This is a genomic window from Streptomyces sp. NPDC052225 (genome assembly GCF_040679615.1).
Classification (GTDB): domain Bacteria; phylum Actinomycetota; class Actinomycetes; order Streptomycetales; family Streptomycetaceae; genus Streptomyces.
The window spans coordinates 73,135-96,142 of sequence record NZ_JBFAVD010000029.1 but is presented as its reverse complement, the minus strand read 5'-3'; the positions used below and the strand labels follow the sequence as shown (position 1 = coordinate 96,142).

The window sequence follows — 23,008 nt, the reverse complement described above, 5'->3', positions numbered from 1 at the left end:
CCGCGCCCCTGAGATGCGCACTTCGTGCGCCATCTCAGGGGCGCCTCCGATGAAGGCTGGCGGCTTCGCCGCCTAGCCTTCATCGGGGAAATGCGACGCGAAGCGTCTGCATTTCAGGGGCGCGGGGAACTGCGCGACCAGCCACAACGAAAGCCGCAGCCGCCCACGCACACAGCCCCCTACGGCGAGAAGCGCGGCCCCCCGCTCAAAACCTCCCGCACCCAAGCAACCCGCCGAACCCCCGCGGGATACGGCAACCCCCGCGCCACGGACTCCACCTCCGCCAACGCCCCGCCCCCCTCGGCCCCGAGCCCCGCCGCGAGAACGACCCGCGCCTCCACCTCCGCAAGCCGCTCACCCGTACCCCGAGCCCGTTCAACCTCAGCGGCGGCGCCCGCCAGAGCCGCGTCCCGAGCCCCGTCGAGAAGATCCGCCCACGCCTGAAGCGTGGGCGCCACCGCATCGCCGAGCGCGGCCCGCACCTGATCAGGCCGGCCCGCATGCAGAGCGAGCTCCGCGCGAGCCGTACGCACCTCGAAGCTGGCCTGCCGGTCATCGTGGGCGACAGCCGTACGCTCCGCCCGCGTCAGCAACTCCGCCGCGTCCACGCCCGCCCCGAGCCGCATCCGCACCCGGGCCAGCGCGGCCAGCGCGTACGGCAGGCACCACGCACCGTCCGCCTCGGCGCCCGCGACCGCCGCCTCACCCAGCTCGCGCGCTTCCTCCAACTCCTCAAGAAGCAGGTGCAGTTCGGCCAGGTTGGCGCGCTCGAACGCGGCGGCCGTCGGGTCCCCCGACCGTTCGGCGAGGGCCAGCGCCCGGCGCCCGGTGTCGACGGCCTCGCGCAGCCGCCCGCCGCGCCGCGCGTTCTCCCGCAGCGTCGAGAGGACCCCGCCGAGCAGGGTCGGGTCCCCGTACACCTCGGCCGGGGCAAGGGCACGGTCGGCCGCCTCGCGGGCCGCGCCGAACCGGCCCGCGAGCCCCAGATTGGCGGCCTGCTGCGCGTACGAGCGCGCCACCAGGCCGTGCCCGGCGACCCCGGCGACCTGGCGCGCCGAGGCGAGGGCCGTGTGGGCGGCCGCGTGCCCTTCCCCGTACCGGCCGGCCACGAAGTCCGTGACGGCCCGCGCGATGTGGTGCGTGGCGGTCGGCTCCGGCGCGGTGTGCGCGGTCGGCGGGTGCGCGTGCAGGATGTCGAGGGCGGCCTCCGGGGCGCCGGACTTCACGAGGGTCTCGGCGAGCTGCGCCGCCGCGAGCACCGTGTCGTCGTGGTCACCGCGCCGCTCGAACTCGGCGAGCGCCGTCCGCAGCACCTCGGCGGCCTGCTCGAAGTGGCCCATCCTGCGCAGGACTTGGGAGTGTGCGAGCCGGGCGCGGGCCGCGTCCACGTCGAGCCGGGCGACGAGGTCCCGGTAGTAGCGGTCGGCGGTGTCGTTGGCGTACAGCGCGGCGGCGCGTTCGGCGGCGCGGCGCAGATACTCGGCCGCGCGCGGGTCGTCGGCCCGCGCGAAGTGCGAGGCGAGCGCGTCCACGGCGTCGGGCCTGCGGCGCAGCACCGCGTGCGCGAACGCGGCGTGCAACTGTCTGCGGCGTACGGTGGCCAGCTGGTCGTAGCAGGTGAGGCGGACCAGCGGATGCCGGAAGGCGAGGCCCGCCTCGGGGCGTCCCGCGACCACCACCTGACGTTCCTCGATGAGCGAGGCGCCGATGGCCCGCTCCACGGCGTCGGCCGTGCCCGCCCCGTCGAGCGCGGGCCGAAGGCCGTGCGCGGCGACGTCGAGCAGTTCGGACAGGGCGGCCTCGCTGCCGGCGGCGGACAGCGCCTCGACGACCCGCCGTGCGTCCGGGTCGAGCCTGCCGAGCCGCTCGGCCACCAACTCCCGTACGCTGTCCGGTGCTTCACCCTCGACGGGCGAGCGCGCCAGCTCGACGGCGAACAGCGGGTTGCCGAGGGACAGCTCCCACACCCGGTCCCCGGCCGCGCCCGCGTCCCGCGCCACCGCCAGGCACGCCTCCCGGTCGAGCCGCCCCAACTCCTCGCGTACGGCGAGATGCTGACGGACGAGATGGGCGAGGCCCGCGCGGCGCGGATCGCCGTCCGGCAGCTCCTCCTCGCGGCACGTCACGAGGAACCGCAGCCGGGTTCCCGTCGGGGTCGCCGCCCTGCGTGCCAGGTGGCTCAGGAGCTGGAACGAGCCCGTGTCCGCCGCGTGCAGATCGTCGAGGACCAGCAACACCGGGTGCGCGGCGGCCAGTTCACCGAGCAGTGCCGCCGTCGCCCGGAACAATCGGTCCCGCTCCTCCTCCGGGCTGCGCCCGCCGCTCCCGCTCGACCGGCCGAGCGACGGCAGGAACGCGGCCAGTTCGGGATGCTCGGCGCCGACCCGCGCCCGCTCGCCCGCGTCCCGCTCGGCCAGCCACCCGTCGAGGGCCTCGGCGAACGCCCCGTACGGCGTGTGCCCCTCCGCGTCGTGCCCGCCGCCCCACAACACGGCGGCGCCGGCCGCGGCCGCACGCCGCGCCGCTTCGCCGACCAGGCGCGTCTTGCCGACCCCCGCCTCTCCGGTGAGCAGCCGCACCGGGGGCCCGTCCGTCGCGAGCAGCCGGTGGAGAACGTTGTCACGCCCGCGCAGCGGGGAGGCCGCCGGAGCGCGCAGCGGGGCCGGGAGCGAGGGCGCCGACGGCGGGGGAGCGGGTTCGGCCGCAAGGGCCTGGCGGTGCAGCGCCTCCGTCTCGGGGCCGGGGCGCACGCCCAGCTCGGCGTCGAGCGTCTCCCGGCACACGTGGTACTGGCGCACCGCCCGCCGCCGCAGCCCCTGGCGGATGTAGGCGTCGATGAGGATCCGGTGCGCGGCCTCGTCGGCCGGGCTCGCCGCGAGGATCCGCTCGGCGACGGCCGCCGCCTCGTGCGGGGCGCCGCGCTCCAGGTGAGCGGAGGCGAGCCCGAGCTGAAGCTCCTCGCGCAGCGCGGCGATCCTGTCGCGGCGCGGCTGCGCCCAGGTCGCGTACCGGTCCTCGGGCAGCAGCTCGCCGGTGAACTCCAGCAGCGCGGCGGCCAGTCGCTCCGGCTCGCCCGAGGAGAGGGCGGCGCCCGCGGACTCCTCCGCCCGGTCGGCGTCGATCCACACCCGCTCCGGGTCGAGCCGCAGCATCGCGCCGTCGGATATCAGGTACGACGACGCCGTGCGCGGCGCCAACTCGGGTTCCAGGGCGCGGCGCGCGGCGTGCAGCGCGACCCGCAGACTGCGCAGCGCGGCCTGCGCGTCGGCGTCGGGCCAGCAGATGTCCATGGCCTGTTCGCGGTGGAGGCTGCGGCCGGGAGTGACGGCGAGCAGCTTCACGAGCGTGCGGGCGCTGGGCCGCGGCCACCGCTCGGCGACCGGTGAACCGCCGTCCCGTGTCGCCCGAAAGCCATTGAAAAGGTGCAGACGGAGCAGCGGGGCGCCGCTGTCGGTGTCTTCTGTGGTGTGCCGCGCTTCCATGAGGGCGTCACTGTAACCGAGCGCGCTGAGAACCCCCTGGGCAGGCGCCCAGGAGGTTCTGATCGGCCGTCGGATCCGCGAAGGACCCAGTCCGCGAAACCCCTAGTCGATGCCGAGGGTGACCGCCGACCGGATCGCCGTGTACGGCTGCGACACGGAGTTGCCGACCAGGCCGGCGCTGCGGTCGGCGCCGAGGTCGTCGAAGGTGAGCAGGATGATCTCGTCCTTCCCGTCACCGTCGAGGTCGGCGACGACGTGCTCGCGGGCGCCCAGCGCGCCGAAGCCGGTGACGGCCCGCACGAAGCTGTCGGTGGACTTCAGGACCGCGGGGTCGTAGATGTTCACGAACTGCGTGCCGCTCGCGACCAGGACGCGCGCGCCGCCCGGGCCCTTGGCGAAGGAGTTGCTGCGGATCTCCGCCAGCGTGCCGACCTTGTGGTCCTGGCCGTCGGCGCCGTAGGTGCGCATCGCGGCGAGACCGCCCTCGAGCAGCCCCTCGGGCCCGGTGGTCCAGCTGTGCAGCGTGGCGTAGCCGCCCGCCTTCGTCTCGTGCAGCAGCTCGCCGGTGCGGCCGTCGCGGATCTGGACCATGTTGGTCAGCTGGTTCGGCGGGAACTGCTCGGAGTCGCCGCGCACCACGTACGTGAAGACGACCGCGTGCCCGTCCGCGTACGGGATGCCCGGCGAGGCGAACGTGCCGGCCCGCAGCGGGATGCCGAGCAGCGATCCGGTGCTGGTGTCGGGCGCCTTCGGCGTGAACGTCCAGGCGGCCGAGCCGTCCTCGCCGTTCAGGGCGACACCGCCGACGGGGGTGGCGGCACTGGGGTTGATGCCGCGGGTCTGGAACTCGGCGTAGACCTTTCCGTCCGCGGCGGACAGGTCGGCGAACGTCGGCGTGCCGATCTCCGAGGGGGCCGCGTACGCCCACTTCAGGGTGCCGTCGCCCTCGTACGCGCGGACCTTGTCGGTGGCCACGGCCAGCTCGGCGGCGCCGTCGCCGTCGAGGTCGGACGCGACGACGTTACGCACGTACTCCCCGGCGGGAGCGGTGATCGTCGTGAGCACCTTGCCGGTGCGGGCGTCGACGACCACGACCGCCGAACTCGCCGCGACGATCAGCTCGTCGCGGCCGTCACCGGTGGTGTCGGCCTTGGTGACCTGGACGACGCGGTCGGGCAGCGTCGCCGTCCACAGCCGCTTCGGCGCGCCGGCCGTCATCGACGGACCGTCGTACGCGAACAGGCCGTTGGAGGACCCGCCGACGACGAGGTCGTTCTTCTTGTCGCCGTCGATGTCGGTGGCCGCGGCGGTGTACGGGATGCCCTCCAGCGGGAGGAGGCTCTCCTGCTTGCCGCTGCCGAGGTTGTAGACGCGGATGTTCTCGTTCGTGTCGACGGTGCGCACGCGCCAGCCGCCGTCCTTGGCGAACGGCTGCGCGCTCAGCATCGAGCCGACGACGCCGCGCTTGTCCCACTTCACGTCACCGGTGGCGCCGCCGAGCACGGTGAGCCGGGCGTAGCGGTTCATGCCGCGGTTCTGGGCGAGCGAGCTGTCCGTGTCGTCCATGGACGAGGCGACGATCCTGCCGTCCACGGCCTGGAGGTCCCAGGCGGCGCCCACGGCGCCGCCCTCGGTGGCCGGCTTGACGGTGCGCGCCCACAGCAGGCTCGCGTCGTCGCCGTTGAGCGCGCGGACGCTGTTGCTGTTCATGGTGAGGTTGTTGTCGACGCTCGACTCGCTGACCGTGTACTCGGGCTTCGTGTTGCCCTGGATGTCGCCGATCTCCAGGGCCAGCGGCAGCGCGTTGATCCGCTCGCTCAGGCCGGTGCGGGCGCCGTCGGCAGGGGCGTACGAGGAGAGCTCGTACTTCACGCCCTCGTTGTAGTCCGACTGCTCGAGGGCCACGATCCGGCCGCGCGTGGCGTCCAGGCGCAGCTGACGCACGTAGAGCCGCCCGCTCTTCGTCCACTTGACGCTGCCGTCCTTGGTGTCGATCACCAGGGTGTGGCCGCTGGGCGTGAGGTCGGAGGTGTACCTGCGGTTCTGGTTCCAGGAGGCGGCGAGCAGCCCGTCGCCGATCGGTTCGAGCGAGCCCCACTGGACGCCGGTGTAGGTGCCGGCGTCGTACGACCAGGTCTGCGACGGGGTGAGCCTGCCGTCGGCGTAGTCGAAGCGGATGCCGTTGAGCGTCGTCCTCGAACCGGCCGGGGAGTTGAGGTTGTAGTACGCCGAGTCCGCGACCACGAGGGTCTTGCCGACCAGCTTGATGTTGTACGCGGCGGCGTACAGCTTCGACCACAGCGTCCTGCCGGTGGCGCCGTCGAGGACCGTGACGAACGTGCCGTTGGGCAGCGAGGATCCGGGCGAGGTGAACGGCCGGTAGGGGTACACGCCGGCCTCGGCGGTGAGGACGAGGTCGTCGACGCCGTCACCGGTCAGGTCGCCGGTGGTGACGCCGTCGTCGCTGGTCATGCTGAACGGGGCGACCGCGTTGAAGCCCATCACGACGGCGGCCGGGTACGGCTCCGTCTGGTAGGCGCGGGCCGGCGTGGTCTTCCAGTCGGAGTCCAGGGAGGTCGAGTCGCGCGACCACACCTCCTTGCCGTCGGCGCCGATGCGCTTGATCGGCAGGAGTGAGTTGACGGAGAAGTAGTCGCCCTTCGTGCCCCCGGCCGCGAAGGTGGCGGCCGAACCCTGGGCGCCCTCGACGGCTGACTTCTCGCTCAGCTTCCAGGACGGGGTGGCACTGGTGGTGGACGCGCCGCTGTCCGTCGTGGGACTGCCGTCGGTGGCCGCGTCGTCAGGGGCGTCGTCGGGCGCGGCCATGGGGTCGAGGCTGCGCCCGTCCCCGTAGATGTCGGGCGTGATCTGCCGCGCGAGCTTGTGCGCCTGACTGTCGGTCAGGGTCAGGAGTCCGCTGTCGTCGGCGTGCACGGCCGGGGACACGCTCAGCGCGAGTCCGGAGGCGATCAGTACGGAGGCCAGGCGCAGGCCCCGCCGGTGGTTGTGTCTCATCAGGCGCCCTTCGGGGTGAAGCGGATGGCGGTGGCGTCGCTCAGGACGGTCTGGTCGAAGGAGTGGCCGATGCCGTCGGTACCGGCCTGGTTCTCGATGCCGGTGGTCGCCGAGCCGCCGCGCGGGAGCGCGCCGGTGCCGATGCCCTGGTACTGGAGGGTGACCGCGCCGGTGGCCTCGTCGAGGACGGCCTCGAAGGAGACCCGTACCGAACTGTCGGCGGCGAAGGCCGCGTTGTTCCAGGCGATCGCGAACTTCCGGGCTCCGGCCGTGCCGGTGACGGCGGTCTGCACGGAGGACTTCTTGTCGACGACCAGGTCGTCCCAGAAGGCGGCGACGACGCCGTTGGGCTGGGCGGCGGCGGGCAGCGCGGTGTTGACGTAGTCGCCCAGGCGCGGCTGGAGGAAGTCGACCAGGCCGTTGGTGGTGACGGAGGCGCTGGTGTACTTCACGCCGTAGTACGTCACAGGGAACGGCAGGCTGATCGTCCTCGCGTCCTCGTCGCCGGTCAGGCCGGTGCCCGTCGAGCCCTTGATCCAGGAGGAGGCGACGGGGGCGCAGGAGTACGTGCCGCCCGCGTCGGTGCGGTGGGGCAGCCGCACGTCGGCCGTCTCGGCGGCGTCGACCGTGAGCGCGCTGGTGTGGACGCCGTTGCAGACCACCGGGGCCGCGGGGGAGACCCGCAGCGTGTACGTGCCTTCGGCGACCTTCGGCAGGGTGTACGTGCCGTCGGCGCCGGTGGTGACCGCGTCGACCGGGACGCCCTCCAGGGTCGGCCTTGTCCTTGAGGACGACGAAGAACGTCGCGTCACCTCCCTTGGCGACGGCGCTGCTCAGGGACGGATCGATGGTCGCGGTGGCGGCTGCGGACGACGTGTCGGCGGCGACGGCCGGCAGGACGCCGGCGGCCAGGGCGGTCGCGGTGAACGCGGCCGCGGCCCATACGGCGGGTCTGCGCCGGGCGGTTCGAGGCAGGTGCATCGGGTGTGCTCCTCCGGAACGGTACGGGGAGCGCGCACGCTAGGAGGCCGCCGTTACTGGGGAATTACCGGGCCGGTGGGGGTGTGGACAGGTGAACCCCCGGGCGGGGCCCGGGGGTTCGCGTGGGACGGAGGAGATCAGGAGAGCTTGAAGGTCGACATCTGGTGGATGCCGTTGTTCAGGGAGAGAACGCCGCCGCCCAACTGCTCCGCCATCCGGTTGATACCGAAGTCGTCGAAGTTGAGGGAGACCATCTCGTCCGTGCCGTCACCGTCGAGGTCGGCGGCGAGGTAGTTGCGGCCGCCCATGAGGCCGGCGCTACCGATGCTGGACTGGAAGAATTCGCCGTTCGTGAGCTGCGACGCGTCGTACACGGCCAGACCGCCCTCGGTGCCGCCGCCGAACAGCTTCCGGCCGCCGGGCCCGGTGATGAATCCTCCCGTGCGCAGCGGCGCGATCACCGAGGCGTAGGTGTCGTCCTTGCCGTCGCCCGGGTAGCCCTTCATCACGCCGAAGCCCATGTGGTACAGCACGGAGTTCTGGTCGTCGGTGAAGTAGTTGCCGTGCGACCACGGGCTGCTGGTGAGACTCCGGCGGATCACTTCACCGGTGCGACCGTCCCGGATCTCGGTCACGTCGCGCGGTGAGGCGGTGGAGAGATCACCGTCAACCGTCGGGTCGGCGCTGATGATCCAGGTGTAGACGACCGCGTGACCGTCCGCGTAAGGGATCTTCGGCGAGGCGAAGACGCCGTTGACCAGGACCGCGCCGTGCAGCTTGCCGTCGGCCGCCTGGCTCGGGGCCTTCGGGTCGGCGGTCCACTTGACGGTGCCCTCGCCGTCGAGGGCGACGCCGTTGACGACCGCGTCGGAGGCGTTGATCGCGCCGAGGCTGCTGTACTGCGTGTAGACCCGCCCGTCGGCGACGACCGTGTCGGAGAAGACCACGTCACCGGCGCTCGACGGCGCGGAGTACGACCACAGCTGGGTGCCGCTCGCGTCGTACACGCGCAGTGCGTCGGTCGGGACGAGGATCTCGGCCTTGCCGTCACCGTTCACGTCGGCGACGGTCACCGAGCGCACGTACGCGCCCTTGCCGTCGATCGTCGTCAGGACCTTGCCGGTCTTGCCGTCGAGGACGGCGGTGGCGTTGTCGGCGGCCACGACGACATCCTTCGTGCCGTCGCCGTCGACGTCACCGGTCGCGATGTTGTGCACCTCGCCGGGGACGGTGGCCTTCCACAGCAGCTTCGGTGAACCGCTGACCAGCGACGTACCGGAGTACGCCCACACGCCGTGCGAGGAGCCGCCGACGACGACGTCCTTCTTGCCGTCGCCGTCGAAGTCCGCGGCCCTGCCGGCGTACAGGTCGCCCTGCAGCGGGGTGAGGCCCTTCTGGCTGCCGTTGCCGAGACTGAACTCGCGGATGTTCTGCTGCTGGTCGACGGTGCGCACGTAGTCCGCGCCGCCGGAGGAGTACACCTGCTGGTACATCGGCGAGGCGTTGTAGCCGTGCTGGCGCCACTTGATCTTGCCGCCGCCGGTGAACGCGGTCAGCGAGCCGTAGCGCAGCCCACCGGCGTTGAGCGCGTTGCCCTCGTCCTGGTCGTCGATCGCGGAGGCGGTGAGCGTGCCGTTCGTGGCGACGAGGTTCCAGGTGCTGGCGCCGTCGTGGCTGTTGTCGGGCGAACGCTTGGTGGTGTACGTCCACTTCACCGTCGAGCCGTCCGAGCCGTCCAGGACCCGGATCGTGCTGGAGGTGACGTTGAACGACGAGCTGATCACCGACTCGCTCACCGAGATCTCGTCGCCGCCGCCCGTCGCGGCGTCACCGACCGTCAGCGCGGTGGGCAGGACGTTGACCCGGCTGTCGAGCGTCGTGCGCTTGCCGTCGGCCAGGTCGTACGTGGCGATCTCGTACCGCACGGCGTCGGAGGCGTCCGCCTGCTCCAGGGCGACGATCCGCTTGCGGGAGGCGTCGACGTGCAGCTGGCGGCCGTACAGGGCGCTGTCCGTCTGCCACGTGACCGAGCCGTCGGCCGTGTCCAGGACGAGGGTGCGGCCCCGCGAGGCGTTCGTGGAGGTCTTGTACAGGTCCCAGACCGCGGCGACCTTGCCGTCACCGACGGACTCCAGGGCCGCCCAGCTCGCACCCGCCGTCGACTTCGTGTCGTACGTCCACGTCTTCGACGGGGTGAGCTTCCCGTCGGCGTACGAGAAGCGGATGCCGGTGAGGGTGGCCGTCTCCGTCGAGGGCGCGTTCCAGTTCAGGCGCGGCGAGTTGGCGATCAACAGCGTGCCGTCGACGACCTTGATGTTGCCGGCGTACGCGTACAGCTTCGACCACACCGTCCTGCCGGTCCTGCCGTCGAGGACCGTCACGAACGTGCCGGCCTTGAGCGGCGAGTCGGGCGTGGTGACCGACCGGGGGTCACCGATGCCGACGGACGCGGAGAACACGATGTCCTTCGTGCCGTCACCGGTCAGGTCGGCGGTGTCGTAGCCCTGGTCGGAGTAGGGCGAGGTCGGGGTGACGGCGTTGTAGCCCATCTGGATGCGCGCCGGGTACGGCTCGACCCGCCAGGCCTGCGTCGGCTTGGCCTGCCAGTCCGTGTAGTACGAGGCGTTGGTGCGCGCCCAGACGGTGGATCCGTCGGCCTTGTGCAGCTGGACGTTGCCCAGGCTGTGCACGGTGTAGTAGCTGCCGTCGGAGCCGGCCGGGACGGTCGCGGCGACACCGCGCGCGCCCTCGAGGGTGGACTTGTCGGTGAAGGTGACCTTGGTCGAGGGATCGACGGTGGCGTCGGTGGCCGAGCCGGTGGAGGCGTCGGTGGAGCCGTCCGTGGCCGATCCGTCGGTGGAGGCCCCTCCGTCGGAGGCGTCGGAGCTGTCGTCCTTCGCCGCGTACTCGTTGTTGTCGCCGTACACGTCGACGTTGACATGGGCGGCGAGGGTCTTGGCCTGGGCGCTGGTCAGCGTCATCGCGTCGACCGAACCGTCGGCGGCCGGCGCGTGCGGCGCCGCCGTCAGCGTCAGGCCCGCCGCGACCAGGGCGGAGGCGAGCGTCAGGGCCCGCCGGGAGGTGGTGGCTCTCATGGCTTACTTGGCTCCCTGCGTGATGCGGATCGCCGAACCGTTCGTCAGAACGGCCTGGTCGTACGAGTACTGGAGGGCGTCGTCGCCGGCCTGGTTCTCGATGCCGACGGTGGCCGACGAACCGTTGCCCGCGACGGACTGGTACTGGAACGTGATCGCGCCGGTGGCCTCGTCGAAGACGGCCTCGAAGGTGGCACGGTTCGTGGTGCCCGCGAACAGGACGTTGTTCCAGACGACCGCGAACTTGCGGCTGCCGGCCGTGCCGGTGGTGGCGGTCTGCACGCTGGACTTCTTGTCGAGGGCCAGGTCGTCCCAGAGCGGGGCGACGATTCCGTTCGGCTGGTCGGCCGTCGGCAGTGCCTCGTTGTCGTAGTCACCGATGCGCGACGAGAGGAAGTTGACCAGACCGTCGGTGGTGACCGAGGCGCTGGAGTACGTCACGCCGTAGAAGGAGACGGGGAACGGCAGCGAGACCGTCTTGGCGTCCTCGTCACCGGACAGCGCGACCTTGCTGGAGCCGGGGATCCAGGAGTAGGCGGCCGGGGCGCAGGAGTTGCCCGCGTCGTCGGTGCGGTTCGGGAGCCTGACGGTGCGGGTCACGTCGCCGTCGACCTTCAGCTCGGCCGTGTACGCGGCGTTGCACAGGACGGGCTCGGCCGGGGTGACCTTCAGCGTGTAGGTGCCCTCGGCGACCTTCGGCAGCGTGAACGTGCCGTCGGCAGCCGTGGTCACGGAGTCGACCGGGGTGCCGGGGACCCCGACCGTGGCCTTGGCCAGCGGCTTGCCGGTGACGTCGAGGACGGTGCCGGAGACGGCGTGCCGGGCGAGAGTGGTGAGCGCGATGTCCTGGGTCAGCGGGGTGTCGCCACTGACCTGGACGCCGGAGATCTTCTTGGCCGCGTAGCCGTACGAGTCGATCGAGAAGTCGTACGCGCCCGCGACCAGCGCCATCTTGTACGTGCCCTGGGGGCCGGTGCTCACCACGTGGTCGCCGTCGGCACCGCTGGCCTTGAGGGAGATGCCGGCGACGGGTTCGCCGGTGTCGTCGGTGACCTTGCCGATGACGCTGACGGCGGTGTGCGGGGCCTTGTCGACGGAGGCGAGGATGTCGAGCCTGCCCTCGCCGTACACGTTGTTCATGGCGGCGGTGCCGCCGCAGTGGGTGTCGTCGACGTCACGCGCGCCCTCGTCGAGCAGCTTGCGGGTCTCGTCGATGTTGCCGATCAGCGACGGAGCGGCCGACCACAGCAGGGCCACGGCGCCCGCGAGGTGCGGGGTCGCCATCGACGTACCGTCCATGGCCGCGTACTGCGAACCCGGGTACGTGGAGGTGATGTTCTTGCCCGGCGCCGCGATGTTCGGCTTGGCCGAGCCGTCGACCGGCGAGGGACCGAAGCCGGAGAAGTCGGTGATCCTGCCGGCCGAGTCGTAGGCGCCGACGGCGTAGGTCGAGACCTGCGCGCCCGGCGGGTGGGCCGTCGAGCAGGTCGTGCCGTCACCGTCGTTGCCTGCCGCGAACGCCTCGAAGATGCCTGCGGAGTTCCAGGCGTCGATGATGTCCTCGTAGAACGGGGAGTCGGCCTGGTCCTGGCCCCAGGAGTTGTTGACGATGTTCGGGGCGAGGTCGGGGCGCGGGTTGCGGCCGTTGTGGTCGGTCGGCGCGAGGATCCACTGGCCGGCGGCGAGCAGGTTCCCTTCAAAGCAGTGCTCGTCCTCGCAGCCCTTGGCGGCGATCCACTTGGCGTTCGGCGCGACACCGATGCCGTTCGCGCCGACCATCGTGCCCATCGTGTGGGTGCCGTGGCCCTGGTTGTCGCACGGGGTGCCGTCGGAGGGACAGTTGCCCGACGGGTCGTAGAAGTTGTAGTCGTTGGTGAAGGTGCCGTCGCCGTTGTTGCCGCGGTAGCTCTTCACCAGGTCCGGGTGGTCGTACTGCACACCGGTGTCGACGTTGGCGATGACGACGCCCTCGCCGCGGTCCGCGTACGTGTCCCAGACCTGGTCGGCCTTGATGTCGGAGACGCCCCACGTGGGGGTGGTGTCCCCGGCGCCGTCGGCGGACGACTCGACGCCGGACCGCGTCGCGGCGACCTTCTTGTCGGCCGTCGCGTCGTCGTCGACCGTGAACGAACGCTGCTTGGTGATCGACTTCACGTCCGAGCGCTCGGCGAGCTCCTGGACGAGGGCCTGGTCGCCGGTGACCTGGATCGTGTTGGCGATCCAGTAGTCCTTGTGGCCGATCTTCTTCTTGTCGAGGAACGACCGCAGCGAGGCCTGGCTGTCGTCGGCGTGCTCGCGCAGCGCCTTGTACGCGGCCGCGGCGGCCTTCGCGTGCGTCTTCTGCTTCTTGGCGCCGGACAGGTCGGCCTTGTCCTTCAAGGTGATGAAGAACGTCGCGTCACCGCCCTTGGCGACGGCGCTGCTCAGCGCCGAGTCGATCGTGGCGGCGGTGCCGGCCGTGGCCGGGGTGTCGGCGGCGGCGGCCGGCAGCACGCCGGTCATCAGCGCGGTCGCGGTGAACGCGGCCGCCGCCCATGCGGCGGCTCTGCGCCGGGGCGGTCGGGGCAGGTGCATCGGGGGCACTCCTCCGGGAACGGTACGGGGGAGTCCGCAGGCTAGAAAGCTGCCGTTACTGAGGAATTACTGGCGGTGTGACGGGGTATCCCTGGCGCCGAAAAACTATCACCGCTAGTTTGGGGTGCAGGACTACCAGGCAGTAACGGCACGGCCAGTGCGGTACCGGGAGGAGAGCCATGAAGGCCCATGAGGGGATGTACATCGGCGGAGAGTGGCGCGCCGCCGTCGGCGGCGACACGATCGCCGTCGTCAACCCGGCGGACGAGTCGGTGATCGGCCATGTCCCCGCGGGCGGCGCCGAGGACGTGGACGCCGCCGTGCGGGCCGCCCGCGCCGCCTTCCCGGCCTGGGCCGCGACGGCCCCCGCCGAGCGCGCGGCGAGGATCGCCGCCCTGCGCGACGTGCTCGTGGCCCGCAAGGACGAGATCGCCGAGACGGTCACGGCGGAGCTCGGCGCGCCCCTGTCGTTCTCGCAGACGGTGCACGCCGGCGTACCGATCCTGGTGGCGGGCTCGTACGCCGAACTGGCCGCCTCGCACCCCTTCGAGGAGAAGGTCGGCAACTCCACCGTCCTTTCCGAGCCGGTCGGTGTCGTCGGCGCGATCACACCCTGGAACTACCCGCTCCATCAGATCGTCGCCAAGGTCGCCCCGGCCCTCGCCGCGGGCTGCACCGTCGTGCTCAAGCCGGCCGAGGACACGCCGCTCACCGCCCAGCTGTTCGCCGAGGCGGTCGACGAGGCGGGCATCCCGGCAGGCGTCTTCAACCTGGTCACCGGCCTCGGCCCGGTCGCGGGCCAGGCCCTCGCCGAGCACGCCGACGTCGACCTCGTCTCCTTCACCGGCTCCACGGCGGTCGGCCGGCGGATCGGCGCGACGGCGGGCGCGGCCGTCAAGCGCGTCGCCCTGGAACTCGGCGGCAAGTCGGCCAACGTCATCCTCCCCTCCGCCGACCTCGCCAAGGCCGTCAACGTCGGCATCGCCAACGTCATGGGCAACTCCGGGCAGACGTGCAGCGCCTGGACCCGCATGCTCGTCCACACCTCTCAGTACGACGAGGCCGTGGAGCTCGCGGGCGCGGCCGCCGCCAAGTACGGCGACCGCATCGGCCCGCTCGTCAACGCCAAGCAGCAGGCGCGGGTGCGCGGCTACATCGAGAAGGGTGTCGCGGAGGGCGCCCGCCTCGTCGTGGGCGGCACCGAAACCCCGCACGACAAGGGCTTCTTCGTCGCACCGACCGTCTTCGCCGACGTCACTCCCGAGATGACCATCGCGCAGGAGGAGATCTTCGGCCCGGTCGTCTCGATCATTCGGTACGAGGACGAGGGCGACGCCCTGCGCATCGCCAACGGCACCGTGTACGGGCTCGCGGGCGCGGTCTGGGCGGGCGACGAGGCGGAGGCCGTCGCCTTCGCGCGCCGCATGGACACCGGACAGGTCGACATCAACGGCGGCCGCTTCAACCCCCTTGCCCCGTTCGGCGGTTACAAGCAGTCCGGTGTCGGGCGCGAGCTGGGCTCGCACGGCCTGACCGAGTACCTCCAGACCAAGTCCCTCCAGTTCTAAGGGAGTTCGCACCGTCATGGTTCGCGCCGCAGTACTGCCCGCCGTCGGCTCCCCGCTGGAGATCGCCGACATCGACCTGCCGGAGCCCGGCCCCGGCCAGGTCCGCGTCAAGCTCGCCGCCGCCGGGGTCTGCCACTCCGACCTGTCGCTGACCAACGGCACCATGCGGGTGCCGGTCCCCGCCGTCCTCGGCCACGAGGGCGCGGGCACCGTCGTCTCCGTCGGTGAAGGCGTCACGCACGTCGCACCCGGAGCCGGAGTCGTCCTCAACTGGGCTCCCTCGTGCGGGCATTGCCACGCCTGCTCGCTCGGCGAGGTGTGGCTGTGCGCCAACGCGCTGGCCGGTGCGGGTGACGTCTACGCGAAGCGCGCGTCGGACGGCTCCGACCTGCACCCCGGCCTGAACGTCGCCGCGTTCGCCGAGGAGACGGTCGTCGCCGCGAACACGGTGCTTCCGGTGCCGGACGGTGTCCCGCTGACGGACGCGGCCCTCCTGGGGTGTGCGGTGCTCACCGGCTACGGCGCCATCCACCACTCGGCGCGCGTACGCGAGGGCGAGACGGTGGCCGTGTACGGCGTCGGGGGCGTCGGCCTCGCCACGGTCCAGGCGGCGCGCATCGCGGGCGCCTCGAAGATCATCGCGGTTGATGTCTCGCCGGAGAAGGAGGGGTTGGCGCGGTCGGCCGGTGCCACGGACTACGTCGTCGCCTCCGAGAACACGGCCCGCGAGATCCGCGCCCTCACCGGCAAGCAGGGCGTCGACGTGGCCGTGGAGTGCGTCGGCCGCGCGGTCACGATCCGTACGGCCTGGGAGTCCACGCGTCGCGGTGGCCGCACCACGGTCGTCGGCATCGGCGGCAAGGACCAGCAGGTCACCTTCAACGCCCTGGAGCTCTTCCACTGGGGCCGCACGCTCTCCGGCTGCGTCTACGGCAACTCCGACCCGGCCGAGGACCTGCCGGTTCTCGCCGAGCACATTCGTGCGGGCCGCCTGGACCTGAGCGCGCTGGTCACGGAGCGCATCTCGCTGGACGGCATCCCGGCCGCGTTCGACAACATGGTCGCGGGCAAGGGAGGGCGGGCGCTGGTGGTCTTCTAGGCGCCCCGAAGGCCCGGCAGCCGGCCCCTTCGGGGGCGCGGGCTGCCGGGCCTTCGGCCGTGCCGGACGTGTCACACGGGGCAGCTCTTGTACTCCGTCACCGTGACAGCGTCCACCGAGCGCGGCCCTTCGTACGTCTGCCCCGGAAGCACGGTGATCTGCCACTCCGAGTCCGAGGGACGGACGCAGTACGTCAGGGTCGTGTCGTTCGAGACGCTGTCGACCGTGGTGGCGGTGTCGAAGGTGTAGTTCTGCCCGGCTTCCACCACCACGTCGGGGGTGAGGACGTCGCCCGAGGAGATGCAGACGGCGTTGAAGGCGTGGCACGTGAAGACGGTGCTCTCGGCGGCACCTGCCGTACCCGCACCGGCGGCGGCCATGGCGGTCATGGTGGCACCGACGAGAACGGCGCGGATGGTGATGCGTCGCGACATGGTGAATCTCCTGCTCAGTTGGGCCCGGCTTGTGGCCGTGCGGTCCTGACCTCGCTGCGGCGACGGGGTGTTGATCGTGTACGGCGGGCAACGCAGAAGCTAGGCAAGGGCAGTTACTGGGGCATTACCGAGTCCGCGCGGAAAGGGTGCGGGTGTGCCGATGAGTTCTCGTGTTGCGGGCGGTCTGACCCAGGAGAAACCTGAAACAGGAAACCCGCGAACCGGAGGCACACCACCATGACCACCACCGTGCAGAAGATCCGCCCCTGTCTGTGGTTCGACGGCAACGCAGAGGAAGCGGTGGAGTTCTACCGCTCGCTCTTCCCGGACTCCGAGGTCCTGGAAGTGCAGCGCTGGGGCGAGGACGGGCCGGGCGAACCCGGCTCCGTCCTCACCATGACGTTCCGTCTCGCGGGCACCGAGTACCTGGCGCTCAACGGCGGCCCCCAGTTCACCTTCAACGAGGCCGTCTCCTTCAGCGTCGACTGCGCCGACCAGGCCGAGGTCGACCGCCTGTGGGAGCGCCTGACCGCCGACGGCGGCGAACCGGGCCCCTGCGGCTGGCTGAAGGACAAGTTCGGCCTCTCCTGGCAGATCGTCCCGCGCCGCCTCCCCGAACTCCTCGGCGACCCGGACGCGGCGCGGGCGGGCCGGGTGATGGCGGCGATGATGAAGATGCACAAGATCGAGGTGGCGGAACTGGAGCAGGCAGCCCAATCAAGCGCCGACAAATCAAGCCCCTCCGGCGATTGAGGAGCGGGGTCCGGGGCAGAGCCCCGAGACAGCAACCAAGGGCGGCGCCGCACCTCCAGACGCCGCCCGCCCCAAACCCCGCTCAAACAGCAACCCGCACCCCGAGCTCCCCCCACAGAACCCCCGCCCCCACCCCGGTCACCCGAACCGCCCGCTCGGACCCGATCCGCTCGACCCAGCCGGAGGCGAACGCGTGGCGGCACAGCGCCGCACCCGCGACCCCGGCCACATGAAGCCGTCGCTCGGTCCAGTCGAGGCATCCCCGAACCAACGGCCGCCGCCCACGGGAGTCGGCATCCAGCGGCACCCCGAGCGCCCGGAACCACTCGACCCCCGCCGCGCTCAGCGAGAACCCCGCGTCGACAAGCAGCAGCCCCCGCTCCACCATCCCGTCGGCCACCGCGATCCCGAGCCGCCCCGCGAGATGGTCGTAACAGGTCCGCCCGCGCGCCATCGCGTCCCGCGCGGACGACGCCCGCAACGTAGGGGGGCGCTCCCCGCCGCCGGGCACGGCGTACCCGGCGAGGCCCTCGACGAGCTGCGCGACCTGCGCGTCCGCGAGGCGTACGTACCGGTGCCTGCCCTGCCGCTCCTGCGCCAGCAGCCCGCCCGCGACCAGCTTGCCGAGGTGCTCGCTCGCGGTGGACGGCGCGACGCCCGCGTGCCGGGCCAGCTCCCCCGCCGTCCAGGCCCGCCCGTCGAGCAGCGCGAGCAGACACGCGGCCCGAGTCTCGTCGGCGATCAGCGAGGCGAGCGCGGCGAGCCGCGGAGCGCCGGGTTCCTGGGAAGCAGCCATGCGTCAAGGATGCCCCCGGCACAGTTCGGCACGGGCCGAACTATGAGCGCGAGGCCGCCGCGGGCAACTGCGCGAACTGCACCGCAAGCCCGTCGAGCAGCGCCGCGAGCCCCGTCTCGAAGGCCCGCTCGTCCACGGCGTCCTGCCGCTCGGCGAGCAGATGCGCCTGCCCGAGGTGCGGATAGTCCGCGGGGTCGTACGCCGTCTCGTCGTCCACGAACCCGCCCGCGAACGACCCGATCGCGGACCCCATGACGAAGTACCGCATCAGCGCGCCGATCGAGGTGGCCTGCGCGGGCGGCCATCCGGCGTCGACCATCGCCCCGAACACCGCGTCCGCCAGCCGCAGCCCGGCCGGACGCCGGCCGGGCCCGCGCGCGAGCACCGGCACGATGTTGGGGTGCTCGCGCAGCGCCGCCCGGTAGGAGACGGCCCAGTCGTGCAGCGCGGTCCGCCAGTCCAGGCCGGCGCCGCCCTCGGGGGCGTCGAACATCGACAGGTCGACCTGCGCGCTCACCGAGTCCGCGACCGCCTCCAGGATCTGGTCCTTCGTACGGAAGTGGTTGTACAGGGAGGGGCCGCTGACCCCGAGCTCGGCCGCGAGCCGCCGCGTCGAGACGGCTGCGAGGCCCTCCGCGTCGACGAGGGAGCGTGCCGCGTCGACGATGCGGTCGGTGCTCAGGAGGGGCTTGCGCGGTCGGGCCATGCGGCACATAGTAGGGCTGTCAGCCAAAAACTAGCAGTGCTAATTTAAAAGCATCTGCGGCGCACGCCCGCCCGTCGCCCGGCCACCACGCCTCAACGTGGCGCTTCGCGCCACCCTTATCTGTTCAAGGAGTTGTCCATGAATCTGGAGCTGAGCGAGGAGCAGACGGCCGTCCGTCAGCTCGCCAAGGATTTCGTGGACCGCGAGATCGCGCCGAACGTGGTGGCGTGGGACCGTGCCGAGGAAGTCGACCGCTCCATCGTCAAGAAGCTCGGCGACGTGGGCTTCCTCGGGCTGACGATCGACGAGGAGTACGGCGGCTCGGGCGGCGACCACCTCGCGTACTGCCTGGCCACGGAGGAGCTCGGCCGTGGCGACTCGTCGGTGCGCGGCATCGTCTCCGTATCGCTCGGTCTGGTCACCAAGACCCTTCAGTCGTACGGGACCGAGGAGCAGAAGCGGCAGTGGCTGCCCCGCCTCACGGCCGGCGACGCCCTCGGCTGCTTCGGCCTGACCGAGCCCGGCACCGGATCCGACGCGGGCAATCTGACGACGAAGGCCGTCCGCGACGGCGACGACTACGTCATCAACGGCTCCAAGATGTTCATCACGAACGGCACCTGGGCCGACGTCGTCCTGCTCTTCGCGCGCTCCACGGACGCCCCGGGCCACAAGGGCGTCTCCGCCTTCCTGGTCCCCACCGACACCCCCGGCCTGACCCGCCGCACCATCCACGGCAAGCTCGGTCTGCGCGGCCAGGCCACGGCCGAACTCGTCCTGGAAGACGTGCGCGTGCCCGCCTCCGCGATGCTCGGCCAGGAGGGCAAGGGCTTCTCCATCGCGATGTCGGCGCTGGCCAAGGGCCGGATGTCGGTCGCCGCCGGCTGCGTCGGCATCGCCCAGGCCGCGCTCGACGCCGCGGTCGGCTACGCCCGCGAGCGCGAGCAGTTCGGCAAGTCCATCGCCTCGTACCAGCTGGTCCAGGAGCTGATCAGCGACATCGCGCTCGACGTGGACGCCGCGCGCCTGCTGACCTGGCGCGTCGCCGACCTCATCGACCGCGGCGAGGATTTCCCCACTGCGGCCTCGAAGGCCAAGCTCTTCGCGTCGGAGGCGGCCGTGCGCTGCGCCAACAACGCCCTCCAGGTCTTCGGTGGCTACGGCTACATCGACGAGTACCCGGTCGGCAAGCTGCTGCGCGACGCCCGTGTCATGACGCTGTACGAGGGCACGAGCCAGATCCAGAAGCTGATCATCGGCCGCGCGCTGACCGGCGTATCGGCGTTCTGAGGCCCTCTGAAGACTTCTGAGTACGTACCTAGGTAGCGGAGCGGATGTGACTGCGGCCACATCCGCTCCATGCTGTCGGGCATGAGTGAGACACCGGTCAAGCAGCAGAACACCACGGCCTTCTACGGGCAGGCCCTCGCGTCCTTCGTCGTCGCTCTCTCCGCGACGGCGATCGGCATCTACAGCCTCGACGCCAGCGGCTGGATCCGCGCCTTCCTGGCGATCGCCGTCCTCTACCTCACGACGTCCGCCTTCACCCTGGCCAAGGTCATCCGCGACCGCCAGGAGGCCGACCAGATCGTGAGCCGGGTGGACCAGGCGCGCCTGGAGAAGATCCTGGCGGACCACGACCCGTTCAAGCCGGTGGTCTGACCCCGCTCGCCTAAGCGCCCGCTCACCCCGGAGGGTATGGTGTGGGACCAGCCCCACGGGAGGATGTGAGCGCAGCGATGTCGCAGGATGAGCGGGTCGAGGATCTCCAGGTCACGGACGAGATGCCGTGGGCCGAGGTCACCCCCGACGCGGCGCGGCGGCTGCTGGTCGCCGCGGTCCAGGCGTTCGCCGAGCGCGGCTATCACGCCACCACGACCCGCGACATCGCGAGCCGGGCCGGCATGAGCCCGGCCGCGCTCTACATCCACTACAAGACCAAGGAGGAACTCCTCCTGAGGATCAGCCGCATCGGCCACGAGAAGGCGCTGCAGATCCTGCGCCGCGCGGCCGACGGCGAGGGCACGGCGGCGGACCGGCTCACGGAGGCCGTCCGCTCCTTCGTCCGCTGGCACGCGGGTCACCACATGACCGCACGCGTCGTCCAGTACGAGCTGGAGTCGCTCGGCGAGGACCACCGGCCGGGCATCATGGACCTGCGACGGCAGAGCGACGCCGCGGTCCGAGAGATCATCGACGACGGTGTGAAGGCGGGGGAGTTCGACGTCCCCGACGTGCCCGGCACCACCGTCGCGATCCTGTCGTTGTGCATCGACGTGGCCCGCTGGTTCAACCCGCAGGGCCGCAGGACGCCCGACGAGGTCGGCGCGTCCTACGCCGACCTCGTCCTCAGGATGGTGGGAGCCGGCCGGCCCCGCCGGTAGCGGCTACAGGTAGTACCGCGACACCGACTCGGCGACGCATACGGGCTTGTCGCCGCCGTCGCGCTCCACGGTGAAGGCAACGGACAGCTGCACGCCGCCCGGCACGTCGTCCACGGACGTGATCTTCGCGGTGGCGCGCAGCCGCGAGCCGACCGGCACCGGGGCGGGGAAGCGCACCTTGTTCGTGCCGTAGTTGACGCCCATCTTCATGCCCTCGACCGACAGCAGCTGCGGACCGAACAGGGGCAGCAGGGACAGCGTCAGGTAGCCGTGGGCGATGGTCGTGCCGAACGGGCCCTCCTTCGCGCGCTCCGGGTCGACGTGGATCCACTGGTGGTCGCCGGTGGCCTCCGCGAACCGGTCGATCCGCGCCTGCTCGATCTCGACCCAGTCGCTGTACCCGAGCTGCTCGCCCACGGCGCCCTTCAGCTCGTCGACGTCCTTGAAAACCCGCGGCTCCGCCATGGTGAACAGCCTTCCGTCTCCGTTGTCTAAGCGCTTGCTCAGTGCTCCTGGCATGCTAACAACGCCCACGCCCGCAGACTAGGCTCGGCCGGGTGCCTCAGATCCCGGAGAAGATCCACGAGCTCACCGTCGGCCAGGTGGCGGCCCGCAGCGGCGCCGCCGTGTCCGCCCTGCACTTCTACGAGTCCAAGGGCCTGATCACCAGCCGGCGCACCTCGGGCAACCAGCGCCGCTACTGCCGTGACACGCTGCGCCGCGTCGCGTTCATCCGCGCCGCGCAGCGCGTCGGCATCCCGCTCGCGACGATCCGCGAAGCGCTCGCCGAGCTTCCCGAGGAGCGCACCCCGACCCGCGAGGACTGGGCGCGGCTCTCGGCGGCCTGGCAGTCCGAACTCGACGAGCGCATCAAGCAGTTGAGCCGGCTGCGCGACCACCTCACCGACTGCATCGGCTGCGGCTGCCTCTCCCTGGAGAACTGCGTCCTGTCCAACCCGGACGACGTCTTCGGCGAACGCCTCACCGGCTCCCGCCTGCTGGCGGAACGCCGGGACCGCCCGGCCTCCTGAGAGCCGGCCGAAGAGCCCTCACTCGTACTCGGTGCCTCCCTTGCGGGTCACATAGGCGGGGCTGACCGCCTTGGCGACGGCGCGGCCGCCGGTGACCGGGCTGTACCGCTCGACGACGGGGCGTACGACGACGCCCTCGCGCAGATGCAGGTCCCGGCCCGAGACGGTCTCCCGCCCGTCGGCCAGCTCAAGGACCCGCTCGATGGCGAACGGGCCGGTGAACAGCCGCGGCACCAGCGGCAGTTCGCCGGCGAGCAGGGCCTGCGCGTCCAGCCAGCGGACCTCGCCGCCGATGTCCGCCGCGACGTCGAAGACCGCGTAGCCGAGCGTGTCCCTGCGGCCGTCGGCGCCGTACGTCAGGTCCTGCACCCCCGCCCCGTAGACCTCGGCGAAGATCCCGACCCGCCGCGCGCCGAGGCGCCGCGCGAGCCCCGCCGCCACGTCCGCGACGCCGTGTCCGCGTACCGCACGCCAGTACAGATTGCGCGGATCCTCCTTCAGGGCGAGGGACTTGGCGCCGAAGCCCTTCGACGACACCTGGATCCGGCCGTCCGCGGCGCTGTACGTCACCAGGCACGCGGAGCCGTGCAGCTTCTCCGTGACGACCACCGGCTCGCCCGGCGCGAAGACGTCCGGGAACCGCCGGATGTTCTCGATGTCGACCCAGGGCAGCAGATCCGGCGCGGGCTCCACCTCGCCGCTCATCGTCGGCGGCACCGGAGGCACCCATTTCGTGACGCCGAGCACCTCCGAGAAGTCCGTGCCCGCCGCGGCGGCCGCCGCCAGGTCGACGCCCGCGAGCGCGGCGGGCCGGCACACGATCCCCTGCGACAGCTCGCCCCGCAGCCGCACGGCCTTGACCCGGTCCGCGTTGCCGCCCGCGAGCCGCCCCGTCAGACCCAGCTCCTCGATCAGGGCGGCCGGAAGGACCGACTGCTCGGGCAGGTACACGGCGATGTCGCCGCTGCGGTACACGCCCTTCGCGACGACGGCCCGGTACAGGCCCACCTGGGCCAGTTCGAGGGCGTCGGCGTTCGGATGCGGATGGATGGTCAGCGGCTCGGCGGTGACGCGCAGCGTCGACATGGCA

Annotated in this window: 17 protein-coding genes; 7 read left to right on the top strand and 10 right to left on the bottom strand. The window is 71.7% G+C overall.

Annotation, left to right across the window (positions count from 1 at the left end; translation table 11 throughout):
* Positions 1 to 179: 179 nt before the first annotated feature.
* The 5 genes from AB0L37_RS32285 to AB0L37_RS32265 form a co-directional block, all read right to left on the bottom strand.
* Positions 180 to 3,482: an AAA family ATPase gene (locus tag AB0L37_RS32285; protein WP_365513468.1), complete on the bottom strand. Its 3,303-nt coding sequence runs from the start codon at positions 3,480 to 3,482 to the stop codon at positions 180 to 182.
* Between the two features lie 102 nt (positions 3,483 to 3,584).
* On the bottom strand, positions 3,585 to 6,497 hold the full coding sequence (locus AB0L37_RS32280; protein WP_365513465.1) for an FG-GAP-like repeat-containing protein: 2,913 nt from the start codon (positions 6,495 to 6,497) through the stop codon (positions 3,585 to 3,587).
* Positions 6,497 to 7,309, bottom strand: a complete 813-nt coding sequence (locus tag AB0L37_RS32275; RefSeq protein WP_365513462.1) for a hypothetical protein — start codon at positions 7,307 to 7,309, stop codon at positions 6,497 to 6,499. The genes AB0L37_RS32280 and AB0L37_RS32275 overlap by 1 nt, the downstream gene beginning before the upstream one ends.
* Positions 7,310 to 7,615: 306 nt before the next feature.
* A complete protein-coding gene (locus AB0L37_RS32270; protein WP_365513460.1) occupies positions 7,616 to 10,573 on the bottom strand; it encodes a VCBS repeat-containing protein in 2,958 nt (985 codons plus the stop codon).
* Between the two features lie 3 nt (positions 10,574 to 10,576).
* Complete coding sequence (locus tag AB0L37_RS32265; protein ID WP_365513457.1) at positions 10,577 to 13,147, bottom strand: S8 family serine peptidase; 2,571 nt, start codon at positions 13,145 to 13,147, stop codon at positions 10,577 to 10,579.
* Between the two features lie 179 nt (positions 13,148 to 13,326).
* Here AB0L37_RS32265 and AB0L37_RS32260 point away from each other — a divergent pair, with 179 nt between their 5' ends.
* The gene (locus tag AB0L37_RS32260; RefSeq protein ID WP_365513455.1) at positions 13,327 to 14,715 is read left to right on the top strand and encodes an aldehyde dehydrogenase family protein; all 1,389 of its coding nucleotides are present in this window, start codon (positions 13,327 to 13,329) and stop codon (positions 14,713 to 14,715) included.
* Positions 14,716 to 14,731: 16 nt separating this feature from the next.
* The gene (locus tag AB0L37_RS32255; protein WP_365513452.1) at positions 14,732 to 15,814 is read left to right on the top strand and encodes a Zn-dependent alcohol dehydrogenase; all 1,083 of its coding nucleotides are present in this window, start codon (positions 14,732 to 14,734) and stop codon (positions 15,812 to 15,814) included.
* A 71-nt stretch (positions 15,815 to 15,885) separates the two neighbouring features.
* Here the strand turns inward: AB0L37_RS32255 and AB0L37_RS32250 are convergent, their stop codons facing one another.
* Complete coding sequence (locus AB0L37_RS32250) at positions 15,886 to 16,248, bottom strand: hypothetical protein (RefSeq protein ID WP_365513449.1); 363 nt, start codon at positions 16,246 to 16,248, stop codon at positions 15,886 to 15,888.
* A gap of 249 nt (positions 16,249 to 16,497) precedes the next feature.
* On the opposite strand from AB0L37_RS32250, the gene AB0L37_RS32245 reads away from it, so the two are divergent.
* Positions 16,498 to 17,001, top strand: a complete 504-nt coding sequence (locus tag AB0L37_RS32245) for a VOC family protein (protein ID WP_365513476.1) — start codon at positions 16,498 to 16,500, stop codon at positions 16,999 to 17,001.
* Between the two features lie 82 nt (positions 17,002 to 17,083).
* Here AB0L37_RS32245 and AB0L37_RS32240 read toward each other — a convergent pair whose 3' ends face one another.
* Entirely contained in the window at positions 17,084 to 17,797 is a 714-nt protein-coding gene (locus tag AB0L37_RS32240) for a winged helix-turn-helix domain-containing protein (RefSeq protein ID WP_365513446.1), read from the bottom strand.
* A 40-nt stretch (positions 17,798 to 17,837) separates the two neighbouring features.
* Positions 17,838 to 18,503 (bottom strand): TetR/AcrR family transcriptional regulator, encoded by a 666-nt coding sequence (locus AB0L37_RS32235; RefSeq protein ID WP_365513443.1) that lies wholly within the window; start codon positions 18,501 to 18,503, stop codon positions 17,838 to 17,840.
* 138 nt (positions 18,504 to 18,641) lie between these two features.
* Here AB0L37_RS32235 and AB0L37_RS32230 point away from each other — a divergent pair, with 138 nt between their 5' ends.
* From AB0L37_RS32230 to AB0L37_RS32220, 3 genes are all read left to right on the top strand, one after another.
* Positions 18,642 to 19,793 carry an acyl-CoA dehydrogenase family protein gene (locus tag AB0L37_RS32230; RefSeq protein ID WP_365513440.1) on the top strand — a complete coding sequence of 384 codons (1,152 nt, stop codon included), beginning with the start codon at positions 18,642 to 18,644 and terminating at the stop codon, positions 19,791 to 19,793.
* An 81-nt stretch (positions 19,794 to 19,874) separates the two neighbouring features.
* Complete coding sequence (locus tag AB0L37_RS32225) at positions 19,875 to 20,165, top strand: YiaA/YiaB family inner membrane protein (protein ID WP_365513438.1); 291 nt, start codon at positions 19,875 to 19,877, stop codon at positions 20,163 to 20,165.
* Positions 20,166 to 20,242: 77 nt separating this feature from the next.
* A complete protein-coding gene (locus tag AB0L37_RS32220; protein ID WP_365513435.1) occupies positions 20,243 to 20,887 on the top strand; it encodes a TetR/AcrR family transcriptional regulator in 645 nt (214 codons plus the stop codon).
* Positions 20,888 to 20,890: 3 nt separating this feature from the next.
* Here AB0L37_RS32220 and AB0L37_RS32215 read toward each other — a convergent pair whose 3' ends face one another.
* Positions 20,891 to 21,352, bottom strand: a complete 462-nt coding sequence (locus AB0L37_RS32215) for a MaoC family dehydratase (RefSeq protein ID WP_365513432.1) — start codon at positions 21,350 to 21,352, stop codon at positions 20,891 to 20,893.
* A 92-nt stretch (positions 21,353 to 21,444) separates the two neighbouring features.
* Between AB0L37_RS32215 and soxR the strand changes: the two genes are divergently transcribed.
* Positions 21,445 to 21,918 (top strand): redox-sensitive transcriptional activator SoxR, encoded by a 474-nt coding sequence (soxR, locus tag AB0L37_RS32210; protein WP_365513429.1) that lies wholly within the window; start codon positions 21,445 to 21,447, stop codon positions 21,916 to 21,918.
* Positions 21,919 to 21,936: 18 nt separating this feature from the next.
* Here soxR and AB0L37_RS32205 read toward each other — a convergent pair whose 3' ends face one another.
* Positions 21,937 to 23,004, bottom strand: coding sequence for an RNA ligase (ATP) (locus tag AB0L37_RS32205; RefSeq protein WP_365513426.1), 1,068 nt, complete (start codon positions 23,002 to 23,004; stop codon positions 21,937 to 21,939).
* Positions 23,005 to 23,008 lie beyond the last annotated feature (4 nt).